This is a genomic window from Streptosporangium sp. NPDC006007, assembly GCF_040614315.1.
GTDB lineage: Bacteria > Actinomycetota > Actinomycetes > Streptosporangiales > Streptosporangiaceae > Streptosporangium.
In genome coordinates this window covers 95,638-107,602 of record NZ_JBEXUG010000004.1, presented here as the reverse complement: position 1 = coordinate 107,602, position 11,965 = coordinate 95,638, and the positions used below count along the sequence as shown (strand labels likewise).

The 11,965-nt window shown below is 69.5% G+C and carries 15 protein-coding genes, 1 tRNA gene and 2 pseudogenes; 7 read left to right on the top strand and 11 right to left on the bottom strand.

Annotated elements, in window-relative coordinates:
• Positions 1-428 precede the first annotated feature (428 nt).
• On the top strand, positions 429-791 hold the full coding sequence (locus tag ABZ194_RS04905; protein ID WP_355592390.1) for a hypothetical protein: 363 nt from the start codon (positions 429-431) through the stop codon (positions 789-791).
• Between the two features lie 73 nt (positions 792-864).
• Here the strand turns inward: ABZ194_RS04905 and ABZ194_RS04900 are convergent, their stop codons facing one another.
• The 5 genes and pseudogenes from ABZ194_RS04900 to ABZ194_RS04880 form a co-directional block, all read right to left on the bottom strand.
• Positions 865-1,095 carry a DUF2277 domain-containing protein gene (locus ABZ194_RS04900; RefSeq protein WP_355592388.1) on the bottom strand — a complete coding sequence of 77 codons (231 nt, stop codon included), beginning with the start codon at positions 1,093-1,095 and terminating at the stop codon, positions 865-867.
• 155 nt (positions 1,096-1,250) lie between these two features.
• Positions 1,251-1,871: a DUF6537 domain-containing protein gene (locus ABZ194_RS04895; protein WP_355592653.1), complete on the bottom strand. Its 621-nt coding sequence runs from the start codon at positions 1,869-1,871 to the stop codon at positions 1,251-1,253.
• A 13-nt stretch (positions 1,872-1,884) separates the two neighbouring features.
• Positions 1,885-3,261: pseudogene (locus ABZ194_RS04890) on the bottom strand (carboxyl transferase domain-containing protein); the annotation flags it as partial.
• 83 nt (positions 3,262-3,344) lie between these two features.
• Positions 3,345-3,482, bottom strand: a complete 138-nt coding sequence (locus ABZ194_RS04885; RefSeq protein WP_355592386.1) for an acyl-CoA dehydrogenase family protein — start codon at positions 3,480-3,482, stop codon at positions 3,345-3,347.
• A gap of 185 nt (positions 3,483-3,667) precedes the next feature.
• Positions 3,668-3,859, bottom strand: a pseudogene (locus ABZ194_RS04880) (FAD-dependent oxidoreductase); the annotation flags it as partial.
• Positions 3,860-4,287: 428 nt separating this feature from the next.
• Between ABZ194_RS04880 and ABZ194_RS04875 the strand changes: the two are divergent.
• Complete coding sequence (locus ABZ194_RS04875; protein WP_355592384.1) at positions 4,288-5,319, top strand: dipeptidase; 1,032 nt, start codon at positions 4,288-4,290, stop codon at positions 5,317-5,319.
• Between the two features lie 12 nt (positions 5,320-5,331).
• Positions 5,332-5,640 (top strand): helix-turn-helix domain-containing protein, encoded by a 309-nt coding sequence (locus ABZ194_RS04870; RefSeq protein WP_355592651.1) that lies wholly within the window; start codon positions 5,332-5,334, stop codon positions 5,638-5,640.
• A 103-nt stretch (positions 5,641-5,743) separates the two neighbouring features.
• Here the strand turns inward: ABZ194_RS04870 and ABZ194_RS04865 are convergent.
• Both ABZ194_RS04865 and ABZ194_RS04860 read right to left on the bottom strand, forming a co-directional pair.
• Positions 5,744-5,817: transfer RNA gene (locus ABZ194_RS04865), tRNA-Lys, on the bottom strand.
• Between the two features lie 72 nt (positions 5,818-5,889).
• On the bottom strand, positions 5,890-6,486 hold the full coding sequence (locus tag ABZ194_RS04860; RefSeq protein WP_355592382.1) for a nucleotidyltransferase family protein: 597 nt from the start codon (positions 6,484-6,486) through the stop codon (positions 5,890-5,892).
• A 67-nt stretch (positions 6,487-6,553) separates the two neighbouring features.
• Here ABZ194_RS04860 and ABZ194_RS04855 point away from each other — a divergent pair, with 67 nt between their 5' ends.
• Both ABZ194_RS04855 and ABZ194_RS04850 read left to right on the top strand, forming a co-directional pair.
• Positions 6,554-7,057, top strand: a complete 504-nt coding sequence (locus ABZ194_RS04855) for a DUF6328 family protein (protein ID WP_355592380.1) — start codon at positions 6,554-6,556, stop codon at positions 7,055-7,057.
• 22 nt (positions 7,058-7,079) lie between these two features.
• Entirely contained in the window at positions 7,080-7,229 is a 150-nt protein-coding gene (locus tag ABZ194_RS04850) for a GPGG-motif small membrane protein (RefSeq protein WP_184719841.1), read from the top strand.
• A 150-nt stretch (positions 7,230-7,379) separates the two neighbouring features.
• Here ABZ194_RS04850 and ABZ194_RS04845 read toward each other — a convergent pair whose 3' ends face one another.
• Positions 7,380-8,093 (bottom strand): metallophosphoesterase, encoded by a 714-nt coding sequence (locus tag ABZ194_RS04845; protein ID WP_355592377.1) that lies wholly within the window; start codon positions 8,091-8,093, stop codon positions 7,380-7,382.
• A complete protein-coding gene (locus ABZ194_RS04840; RefSeq protein WP_355592375.1) occupies positions 8,090-8,335 on the bottom strand; it encodes a BON domain-containing protein in 246 nt (81 codons plus the stop codon). The genes ABZ194_RS04845 and ABZ194_RS04840 overlap by 4 nt, the downstream gene beginning before the upstream one ends.
• Before the next feature lie 148 nt (positions 8,336-8,483).
• On the opposite strand from ABZ194_RS04840, the gene ABZ194_RS04835 reads away from it, so the two are divergent.
• Entirely contained in the window at positions 8,484-9,704 is a 1,221-nt protein-coding gene (locus ABZ194_RS04835) for a glycosyltransferase (protein WP_355592373.1), read from the top strand.
• 226 nt (positions 9,705-9,930) lie between these two features.
• Here ABZ194_RS04835 and ABZ194_RS04830 read toward each other — a convergent pair whose 3' ends face one another.
• Complete coding sequence (locus ABZ194_RS04830; RefSeq protein ID WP_355592371.1) at positions 9,931-10,149, bottom strand: DUF4235 domain-containing protein; 219 nt, start codon at positions 10,147-10,149, stop codon at positions 9,931-9,933.
• 323 nt (positions 10,150-10,472) lie between these two features.
• Positions 10,473-10,733, bottom strand: coding sequence for a DUF6458 family protein (locus ABZ194_RS04825; protein WP_355592369.1), 261 nt, complete (start codon positions 10,731-10,733; stop codon positions 10,473-10,475).
• 77 nt (positions 10,734-10,810) lie between these two features.
• Here ABZ194_RS04825 and ABZ194_RS04820 point away from each other — a divergent pair, with 77 nt between their 5' ends.
• The gene (locus tag ABZ194_RS04820) at positions 10,811-11,365 is read left to right on the top strand and encodes a shikimate kinase (RefSeq protein ID WP_355592367.1); all 555 of its coding nucleotides are present in this window, start codon (positions 10,811-10,813) and stop codon (positions 11,363-11,365) included.
• The last annotated feature ends 600 nt before the right edge of the window (positions 11,366-11,965 follow it).

Here is an 11,965-nt window from a genome sequence, read left to right as displayed (position 1 = left end):
GGCCGTCGCGACCGCGCGAGAGGCGAGGGGGCCGGACGGGCGACCGTCCAACGACAGAGGGTTTTGGTTCGATTACTTTACGTCATGGTACGGCGTGGACGCGGTCCGTCAACCCCTGAGGCCCACGTGATTACGCCGAGTTCGGCGCGCCCTCCGAAACCACCGTGATCACCATGATCACGGGGCCTTCAGGGACGCGAGGGACACCGGAGGCGCGACGGGAAGGGGCGACCCGGAGGGCAAGCCCGCCGGCCCGCGCCGACGGACCATCCGCCCCGGGTGGGCGGGGGCGGCGGCGAGGCCCTGTAGGGCCAAGAGGTCGATCACGGCAAGTAACCACAAGGTCACAGAATCATGGCTGGACACTCCAGGTATCCATCTATTTACTTTGTGTGACCACATCAGCACCACCAGACCCAGGAGAGAACATGCGCCTCAACAGGCTCACGACCATCGCCATGGCCGCTCTGATCGGCTGCGCCGGTCTGACGACGGTCGCCGCGGCCGGCCCGGCCGCCGCCTCCGCCCCCCTGCCCTCAGCGGCCGACTTCAGCGGCTACCAGATCGTCAAGCTGCCCAACGCCAACGTGCCCAACTTCACCCGGCGCGTCGTCCGCTGCCCCGGCGGCAAGCGGGCCATCGGAGGCGGCGCCGAGGCCCAGGGCAACCGCGCGATCCTGGTCGGCTCCTTCCCCACCGACGACGGGGCCGGATGGATCGGCCTCGGCCGCCAGGACGGCTACAACGACGTCGGCATCAGCGTCTACGTGATCTGCGCCAACGTCGGCTAGCCACGCCCGCGTCCTCCCTGGCCGAACGCCCCGGGGCCCGGCCAGGGTCTCCCCCGGTTGACCGGGCCGGGTCTCACGCCTGTGTCCGCCGGCGGGGGGCCTGTCTCAGCTGGAGGTCTTCGAGGAGGGCCTGCGTCGCGGCGGCGACGACGTCCACGGCCCGCTCGAAAGCCTCGGCGTTGCGGGTGGACGGAGCCCGGAACCCGGAGACCTTACGGACGTACTGCAGCGCGGCGGCCCGCACATCCTCGTCGGTCACGTCGCTGGCGTAGGGCTCCCGAAGGGTTTTGATACTCCGGCACATGGGAGGGACCCTACGCCACCCCGCCGACAGAACCGGGGCACCGGGAGCGCGCCCTCCAGGCGTCACGTTCCGGGTTCACCGAGCGTCGTCCCGGCCCGACTCCGCGCGAGGCGTCGTCGCCCCTCCCTCCCCGTGCCGGACCGGAACACGCGGCGTCAGGGTTCGGCTGGCGGCCCGGTCTGGGCGAAGGCCGACAGCAACTCGGCGAGTCGGAGGCGGTAGCGGTCGACGTTGCCCAGCTTGACGTGTTCGTAGCCTCGCACGAGCTCCGGCAGTTCGGCGATCTCGACGGCCGCGGGATGGTTGCCGGCGGTCAGCTCGCCGAGCAGACGGTCGACCATGTCAAGGTACTCGGTGATCAGAGCGCGCTCGACCCGGCGGACCTCCGCGTGTCCGAAGGGGTCGAACACCGTGCCCCGTAGCCGTCGCATCCTCCGCAGGACACGGTACGCCGGGCGGAACCACGGCCCCAAAGTGATCTTCCGGCGCATCCCCAGAGTCCGCAGGATCGGCGGGTGCAGCTTCCACGAGTAGCTCGCGCCCTGCCCGAACCGGGTGGTGACGTCCGCGGCGACAGCCGGATCCAGGGCCAGCCTGGCGACCTCGTACTCGTCCTTGTAGGCCATCAGCTTGTACAGGTTACGCGCGACGGCCTCGGCGAGCGTGGTGGAGCCGGGCAGCAGGGCCGCCTCGCGCGCCCGCACCCGTTCGACCACTCCGGCGTAGTCGGCGGCGTACCGGGCGTCGGCGTAACCGGCGAGGTCGGGGACCCCGATCGCGACCAGCCGGGTCAGTGGCGCGCAGCCGGGCGATCAACGCGTCCAGCAGTCCGTGCGGCTGCACGACCTCGTCCACGACCAGGTCGGAGGCGTTCCGCAGCAGGTCGATCTCCCTGTCGTACTCCGCGCGTCTGGCCGCCGTGAACTCGGCGCGTTCGACGGGGTCCGTGATCGCCGCGAGCCGATTGGCGTACACGGCGTTGACGGCGGCCTCGGCGGCCATCGCCCCGATCTGGGCGGTCGGCAGCGCGAGGGTCGCGGTCGGCTCGAAACCGGGCGCGCACATGGCGTAGAACCCGGCCGCGTAGGCCTTGCGCACGACGACCGTGAACCGCGGCACCTCCGCGGAGGCCATCGCGGTGATCATCTTGGCGCCGTGGCGGATGATGCCGCGACGCTCCACCGCGGATCCGATCATGAATCCGGGTACGTCCTGAAGGAAGACGACCGGGATGTTGAAGGCGTCGGCCAGCATGATGAAGCGCGCGGCCTTGTCCGCGGAGTCGACGAAGATCGCCCCGCCGTTGACGAGCGGCTGGTTGGCGATCAGCCCGACCACGCGGCCGCCGAGCCGGGCGAAGCCGACGACGATCTCCCGCGCGTACTCCGGTTTCACCTCGAAGAAGCTGCCGGAGTCGACGATCCGCCGAACCACCAGGCGGACGTCGTACGGGCTCTTCGGGTTGTCGGGGACGACGCCGTCCCAGTCGTCGCTCTCCGCGGTGTCGGGCTCCAGGTCGCCGGGTCTCACCGACCAGTTGCCCGGCAGGTAGGAGAACAGCCGCCGGGCCTCGCCGATGGCCTCGGCGTCGTCGGCGCAGAGGCGGTCCGCGCAGCCGGAGACGGTCGTGCGCATCTGGGCACCGCCCATCTCCTCAAGGGTCACCTTCTCTCCGATGACCATCTCGGCGATCCTCGGCGACGCGAGGTACATCGAGGCGTTCCCGTCGACCATCGCGACCCAGTCGCAGAACGCCGGCATGTACGCCCCGCCGGCGGCGCTCGGGCCGAAGAGGCAGCAGAACTGCGGCACCCGCCCGCTGAGGCGGACCTGGAGGTGGAAGATCCGCGCGGCGCCGCGTCGATGGGCGAAGAAGCCCGCCATGTCGGTGAGGCGCCCTCCCGCGGAGTCGACCAGGTAGAAGACCGGCAGGAGGTCACGGTCGGCACGTTCGAGTATCCGGATCTGCTTCTCGATCGGGCGCAGCCCCCAGGATCCGGCCTTGACCGTCGGATCGTGGGCGATGACCGCGACCGTCGTGCCGCCCACCCGGCCGGTTCCCGTGAGCACCCCGTCCGCCGGATAGCCCTCCGCCGTGGCGTGCGCGAGGAGGCCGTCCTCCACCCACGAGTCCTCGTCGAGCAGCAGCCGCAGCCGGTCCCGCACGGCGAGCTTCGTGCCCAGCCTCGACCGGTCGCCGCCCGCCTCGGCACGGGCGACGGCGGCGTCCAGGTCGGCGCGTCCCCCGCTCACAACCCCAGCCCCTTCGCGAGGATCTCCAGCTGGATCTCATCTGTTCCTCCACCTATGCGGAGGATCCGGGCATCTCGGTAGTGCATGGCGACTCTGGTCTCCTCAATGAATCCGTATCCGCCGAAGATCTGCACCGCGGCGTCGGCGACGTCGTTCGCCGTCCGGGCGGCGTCGCCATCGCCCGCATGCCGCGGCGCCAGGTCCGCGGCGTGGAGTGAAGCGCGAAGCGGATCAGGAAACCGATCAGCCCGGGTACGGCGGCCGGCGGGACGTACACCGGGGACGACGGGCTCAGGATCGCGCGGATTCCGTACCGCAGGACCGCCGGATCCGCGAGCGGCGCGATCATGCTCGGGGTGACCCAGCCGGCGTCGCCCCACGACGCGCCCGCGCCGACGTCGCCCTGATCGAGCACGGTCACGCGGATGCCGCGCTCCTGGAGGAACCAGGCCGTGGACAGGCCGACCATGCCCGCGCCGAGTACCCCGACGTGGTCGAGACGGACGGTCATCGCACACCCCCCTGTCCCGCGCCGGCGACCTCCCGGGCCGCGCGGTCGTCGACCACCACCCGAGACCGCGATCCGGACCCCGGCGGCGACCGCCGCCGCGACCGTGTCCGTGTGCGCGTCGACCCGTCCCTGTCAGGCGGCCCTGATCGCCTCCTCCGTCGTGGAGGACGACGTCCGCGCGTTCGACGGAGCCGTCGTGGCGCACGATCTCGGCGCCGACAATGGCACATATGGTGGTCATGTCACCCTCCAGGGGCGCCCGAAAAAAAGTCGGGCACGGATTGTCACATCAAATTGACGGGGGCCTTTCCCTGGGCTGATCGACAAATGTCGAAGCTTCCAGCGGACAGGCACGTCGATATGCGGGTGCGATATCCGGGCACCGGTGAGTACGTTTCGCAGATCCGAGTCTCAATGGGGGTTTTCAAATGCCAGACGCGCCTGTACTGCACCGTGAGTCAGTTGTCGTGGACGCCCACAACGACCTTCTCATGACCGTCGCGGCGAGGCCGCCCGCCCAGTGGTCCGCGTTCTTCCGCGCGAACTGGCTGCCGCAGCTCCGCGAGGGCGGCGTCGACGTCCAGGTGCTTCCGGTCTTCATCGACACGGCGTTCCAGCCGGAACAGGCGCTGCGCCAGACATTGCGCATGATCGAGTCGGCGCACACGATCGCCGCCGGCTCCCCGGGTGACGTGGCCCTCTGCCGCGACGCCGACGAGATCGACCGGGCCGTGGCCGAGGGGAGGATCGCCCTCGTGCTCGCGCTTGAGGGCTGCCCCGCGGTCGACACCGATGTGGAACTGCTGTCCACCCTCTACCGCCTGGGTGTGCGGATCACGTCGTTCACGCACTTCGGACGGTCGGCGCTCGCCGACGGGAGCGGTGAGGACGCCACAGGGGGCAGGCTGACCCGCGCCGGCGTCGACGCGGTCGGCCTGATGGAGGAGCTCGGCATGCTCCTGGACGTCTCCCATCTCGGAGCCGAGGGCGTCGCCCACGTACTGGAGATCGCCAACCGGCCGGTCCTCGCGAGCCACTCCTGCGCGCGGGCGCTGCGCGACCATCACCGCAACCTGACCGACGAGCAGCTGAGGGGCATCGCGAACACCGGTGGCGTCATCTGCGTCAACTTCCTCGCGGCGTTCGTCCACGACAGCGACCCCTCCATGGAACGGCTCGTGGACCACTTCGAGCACATGGCCGGGGTCGCCGGACCCGAGCACGTGGGCATCGGCCCAGACTTCGTGTGGCAGGTCTTCTCCGAGCTCACGCCGCGCTGGTGCGACGACCTCTCGGTGGAGGGCCTCGACCCGCTGGCGCACGTGGCCGGCCTGCGAGGCCCGAGTGGACTTCCCCTGGTCACCGCCGCGTTGCTGCGGCGCGGATTCGACGAGGCCACGGTCACGGGCATCCTGGGAGGAAACCTGATGCGCCTCTTCCGCCAGGAGCTCACGGCCTAGGCGCACTGCCCCATCATCGCGCTCCTCCCCACCGGCAAGCTGACGCGCAACGTCCTCGAACCCGGCGTCAACCGCCTGCTCGCCTCGGACAAGGACGGCACTCTCACGCGTACTCTTGAGGCGTTCCTCGACCACGCCGGCGACGTCAAGGAGACCTCCGAGATCCTCAACCTCCACCGGACCAGCCTCTACTACCGGCTTTCCCGGGCCGAGGAGATCACCGGCCTCACCCTGTCGGACGGAAACAACCGCCTCGCCCTCCACCTCGGGCTCAAGGTGGCCCGCCTGGCGGGAATCCACCCGGAGGCCCCGCCCCGCTGAAACGCCGGAGCGCGACACCGTTCCCGGACCCGGTGTCACCGCAGAGATGGTCACCACATGGCGAAAGCCCAGGCCGGACATGCCGACCTGGGCTTTTCACCGGTGCGCCGCCAGGGACTCGAACCCCGGACCCGCTGATTAAGAGTCAGCTGCTCTAACCAACTGAGCTAGCGGCGCCCAACCTGAACAAGCCTACCGGACCCGGACATGTGGTCGATACATCGATTTCTCCGGTTTCCGGTCCCGTGATCAGGGCCAGGACGGCTCCCCGGAGGGGTCGGCGGGGCCGGGAAGCACGCCGAGCCGTTCCAGCAGGGTGAGAAAGGTGAGGGCGTACGGCGAGTCGCGTGTGACCGCCGCGACGCGGTCCCAGTCGACCTGCTCACGCAACGCCCTGACCTGGGATAGCAGCGAACCGTAGTCGCAACTGTGCTCCGAGAGTGGCAGCAGCCAGGTGATGACGAGATCGGTGGCCTCCAGCACGGGAAGGATCACCGCGGACGCCTTCAACGGCTCGGCCCGCGCCAGCAGCCCGGAGGTGACGGGGCGATCGCAGATACTGAAGATCAAATCCACCAGCCGGCCCTCGTCATAGGCCTTGACCAGCCAGTCCTCCGGTGGCTTGACCGTCTCGAAGCCCAGGCTCCGCAGCGCGTCCAAGGCGACCGGCACATCCTCCCGGGGCAGGACGAAGTCCACGTCGTGCAGCGAGGGCGCGGCCCCGCGCGCGTACGCCGCGCACCCCCCGGCCAGCGCGAATCTGACGTCGGCGTCCTTCAACCCGGTGCTCGCCCGCTTCAGCGTTTCCAGGATCGCGTCGGTTACCTCGTGACTGTGGCTTCCCATAACACCCCGGGTACCCCATAGGTCAGCAGGTAGGCATAGTAAACCTTGACTCGGGCAGCGCATCCCCATGATTGATTCGGAACACGTACCCGACGAGGATGCCGAGTCCGGCGAAACCCACAAGGAGCGGGTGGACCGGGAGCTCGGCGAGCTGTTACAGGGCCTGCGGGTCGCCGTGACCGGGGTGCAGGTCCTGTTCGCCTTCCTGCTGACGCTGCCCTTCGCCGCGGGCTTTCACAAGGTGGACCTCCTGGGCCGCTGGCTTTTCTTCATCGCCCTGCTGAGTGCCGCGCTGGCCTCCATCTGCTTCATCACCCCCGCGGCCCAGCACCGCCTGCTGTTCAGGACCCCGCTGAAGGAGAAGATGCTGCACCGCGCCAACGAGCTGGGCATCGCCGGAGCCGTCGGGCTCGCGGTCGCGATGACCAGCTCGGTGGCCCTGGTGGCGGAGACGGTCGTCAACGCGTGGCCGGCCGCGCTGTTCGGCGGAGCGATCGCCCTGTCCAGCGCGTGGTTGTGGATCCTCCAGCCGGTTGTGGATCTCTACCGAATCAAAGATGTTAAATCATGAATTAGGAGGGCAGGGGCTTCTTATGGCTACTTTGCTGTGGATCATCGCAGTCGTTCTCGTCATCTCCGGGATCTACGTGATCCTGGCCCGCCGCGACCTCCTCTGGGGGATCGTCCTCATCGTTCTCGGCTTCCTCGTCGGGCCCGGAGGGGTGAGCATCTTCAATGTCTGATGCGGGCCCGCCGCTCGCACAACCACACATCAAACACAAGTCGCCCCGAACTTCCCACCAGAAGCCTTAGCGGGCCGGGTTCTCACCCGGCCCGCCTCTTCATTTCCGCCCCGCCCCGGACATCACCGGAACCACAGAACCACGGGACGATTACAGGTAGTACACCCCGTACGCCCGTCTCAGCACCGGTAACGCCACGTTGCGCACCCGAATGCCGCCGGGGGTGACGCCCTTCTCCGTGCCCGCGTGCGCGTGGCCGTGGACGACCAGGTCGGCGCCCTCCGCGTCCACCGCCTCGGCCAGCAGATAGCTGCCCAGGAAGGGGTAGATCTCCAGCGGCTCCCCCGTCAGGGTGTCCTTGACCGGCGAGTAGTGCGACAGCACGACCCGGCGGTCGGCCTCCAGCTCCTTGAGCGCCGTCCGCCAGCGCTCGGCGATCCGTTTGGTGTGCCCGACGAACGCCTTGATCTCCGGTTCACCGAAGTCACTGGCGCACTTGCCCGCGTATCCCCCACCGAAGCCCTTGCCTCCGACCACGCCCAGCCGTACCCCGCCGATGCCGAGCACGGTGGCCTCGTCGTGCAGGACCCTGATTCCCACGTCGGAGAGCATGGCGGCGATCTCCGCCGGGTGGTCGGAGTGATGGTCGTGGTTGCCGAGCACGGCGACCACCGGGACCGGCAGATCACGGAACTCGTCCGCCACCACCCGCGCCTCCTCCAGCGTGCCGTGCCGGGTCAGGTCCCCGGCCAGCAGCAGCACGTCGGCGTGCTCCTCGATGTCGTCCAGCTGCTTGCGGTAACGCCCCCCGAGACTCTCGTCGAGGTGGATGTCGCCGACCGCCGCGATCCGCAGCCCTCTCACAGTCTCTCCCCCTCCCCCGGTCCCCGGACCTCCGTGACGGTGACCTCGTTGCGGACGGTCAGGCCGGGAGCCGCCTCGCCGGCCACGTCGGCGATCAGCAGGCGGCGCTCGTCACACGTCACCTGGCCGCGCAGGAAGAGCTGCCCGCCCCGGACGTCCACCCGGATGCCGAGCTCGTGGGTTCTCTCGTCTTCGGCCAGTGCGCGTTGCACGCGCGCGGCGACGTACTGCGGAGCCTCCATCGTCGAACTCCTTTCCCTCAGAGAGCTCGCGTTCCCGGCAGGCCCGGCGTGAAACGCGTTTAAAAGACCGCCGGAGGGAAGTCAGGACGATCGGATGCCTAAGACGCAGGCACTTTTTCTGTCGCATACCGCCGCGGAGGCAGTGCCTGTGAAGATCGCAATGGTGTCCGAGCACGCCAGTCCCCTGGCCACCGTGGGAGGTGTCGACGCGGGAGGACAGAACGTCCACGTCGCCGCCCTCTCCCGCGCGCTCGCCGCACGGGGACACCGGGTGACCGTCTACACCCGCCGGGAATCGGCGCGCCAGCCGGAAGAGGTCGCCTTCGCCCCGGGGGTCACCGTGGTCCACATCCCGGCGGGGCCCGCCGTGACCATGGCCAAGGACGACCTGCTCCCCTGGATGCCGGACTTCGGCCGCCTGCTCACCCGGCACTGGCGCACCGCCCCGCCCGACATCGCGCACAGCCACTTCTGGATGAGCGGCCTGGCCACGCTGGCCGCGGCCCGCGACAACGGGGTGCCCGTCGTGCACACCTTCCACGCCCTCGGCACCGTCAAGCGGCGCCACCAGGGCGGCGCCGACACCAGCCCACGCGAGCGCGTCGAGACGGAGAGGCTCATCGCCCGCCAGGCGGACAGGGTGATCGCGACCTGCGCCGACGAGGTGGCCGAGCTACGCCGGATGCGGACACCCGGCGGCACCACGAGAGTCGTCCCCTGCGGCGTCGACCTGCGCGCCTTCACCCCTTCGGGCCCGAGGACGGACCTGGGGCCCGGGCCGGTCCTGCTCGCCATCGGCCGGGCGGTACCGCGCAAGGGCGTGGAGACCACGATCCGCGCTCTCCGCCACGTGCCCGGAGCCACCCTCGTGATCGCGGGAGGCCGCCCCGGCGAACCCGAACCGGAGCGTCTGGCGCGGATCGCCGACGGGTGCGGTGTGGCGGACCGTGTCCGTTTTCTCGGCCACGTGAGCCGCGACGACGTTCCGGCGCTGATGCGCTCGGCGGACGTCGTGGTGAGCGTGCCGTGGTACGAACCGTTCGGCATCGTGCCGCTGGAGGCCATGGCCTGCGGCGTCCCCGTGGTCGCCTCGGCCGTGGGCGGCCATCTGGACACGGTCGTCCCCGGCGTCACCGGCCTGCTGGTCCCGCCGCGTGAGGAGGAATCCCTCGGCCGCGCGCTGCGAGGGCTGCTCGCCGACCCCCTCTCGCTCACGTCGTACGGCACGGCCGCCGCCGCCCGGGCGAGGTCCCGCTACGGCTGGGCGCGGGTGGCGGCCGGGACCGCCGCCGTCTACACCGAGGTACTCGCCTGCCGCGGCCGGGCACCCGGGGGAGGCGACGCCCGCCCGGGTACGGGAGCCGCCTGAGCCGGTCGCGGAGGGGGAGATCACGAGAACGAGGTCGTGGTGATGACGGGTCCGCGGCGGGCGGGGCCGGGCGGCCCTCCGGGAGCCGGGCACCCGAGGCCACCAGTGGACGCGAGGAGCCCCGGCCTCACGCTGCTGGAGAGCGTCCTCGACCCGCGCACCGTGCCGCCCGTGGACGCCAGGAGTCCCGGCCCCTGGTATCGGGACCGGGACTCCCCTCCCGAGGTCACCTGCCGGTGGCTCGGTGGACGCTCCGGGCCGCCGAGCGGTCGATCGCCGCCTTGACCACGCCGAAGATCGCTCCCTGAATGGCGGCAGCGACCAGGATCTCGCCCCAGCCGTACTCTCCGGATGTGGCCTGTGGCGCGTCCTCCTTGCCCGACGCGAGCTTCCATACCTGCTTGAAAACGACGCCGGCGATGGCACCGCCGAGCATTCCGCTCACGGCGCCCGCCCCTCGGGATACGACCCTGCTCAATGTCCCGTCCTCCGTTTCACACTCGATGACTCCTCCGCTCCCCGAAGAGAGCGGCTTCTCGCCGAACCGCTCGCGCGGCCCGGCGAAGGGCAAACCCTGCCCTCGGATCTCCCGTCGCCCGAAGGCAACGGTCCCCTCGGAAGGACCTGATGGGAGGTGGCACCTCCCCTGGCACGGCCTGGACCAGCGGATCTCCCAGGCCGGCCGGGGCCGGCGCGAACCTCAGAACCGGGGAGGCACAGGTGGGGAAACCCCGGGCCCGCCGCCCCTCCCCCGGGAACGGCGGAATGTCACACGACCGGGGGGTCGTCGTAGTGGCGCTCCTCGTAGACGCGCCGGTGGGTCACCGGGTCCTCGATCACGGTGGTGGTGGGGGCCACGGCCCGCCGGGCGACACTGAACCGGTAGATCGCGAACAGCAGCCAGACGAGGCCGCCGAGCATCAGAATGACCCCGACGACGTTGACGTCGAAACCGGCGATGTCGAACTCGACCGCCCACGTGAGGATGGCGCCGAGCATGATGAGGATGATGCCACCTGCGATGGTCATGGGGATTCCCTCCTTCGAACCAGCGCCTCATCACCTATCCTCCATGCGAATCTCAAACGTCACCCTTGGAGGAGCCGTTGAAATATGACAGCCCGATCGTCGTCATGGGCCTGATGGGCTCGGGAAAGTCATCCGTCGCCCGACTCCTGGCCGCCGCGCTCGACCGGAGCCTGCGGGACAGCGATCCCGACCTCGCCGCGCGGTACGGCGGCAGGACCGCGGCGGAGACCTTCGTCCTGGAGGGCGCGGACGTGCTCCACGAGCGGGAGTCACGGCACCTGCGGGAAGCGCTGGCGCAAACGCCCCCGCCGGTGATCGCCGCCGCGGCGAGCGTGATCGACAACCCCGCCGACCGTACGGCTCTGGGCCCGGCCCTGGTGGTCTGGCTGGACGCGCCCGCGAGCGTACTCGCCGAGAGGATGCGCTCCGGCGAGCACCGCCCGCACTTCGAGCCGGATCTGGAGGCGATGCTGACCACCCAGCGCGCCCACCGGGGACCGCTGTTCGCCGAGGTCGCCGACCTGACCTTCGACGTGTCCGCGACCACCCCGGAGGAGGTGGTCGCCGAGGTGATCAGATCGCTGGACGAGGTGATCAGGTCGCTGGAACAGAGCACCCGGCACGACGACTGACCCAAGAGGGATCGACAGCTCGGAGACGCGGACGATCTTCCCAGGCCGGCCGATTCCGGCTATGACGGCCGGCGTTCTCACCCCGGTCAGACAACCGTCCGGCGGTCGGCCGCTCGCCCCCGGCACCCGCACCCGAAACGCGCTCCTGCGCGCCCTGCACCGCCTGGGGAACGAGGCTCCGCCCTTCTCACGAAACGCTGCCGCACCCTCCAGCGCATCACCGCCGGTCCCAGAAGAATCGGCGACATCATCAAAGCCGCACTCGTTCTCACTCACTTCGCACACGGCTACCCAACGCGAAAGTCGCCGAGATCATCTCATCGAAGTGCAGGCATCTCCAAACACTGGGCAAGTCAAGTGGCTTGAACCACAGAGATCACCTGACTAAATCCGACAACCCCGGGGCACCGAAACGCATCCTGCCGGCAATCCCCTGGAAACATATTTACCGATGACTTTACAGGTGTTAGAAACGATCTCTGGAGGCACGAATCATCTCGCCGGGAAAACATGGATCGCATCGGAAAACATGAACGTCATATATGACTATACTCAATCTCAAAAAAAGATCCCGGCGATGGGAAGGGAGTTGCCATTCCT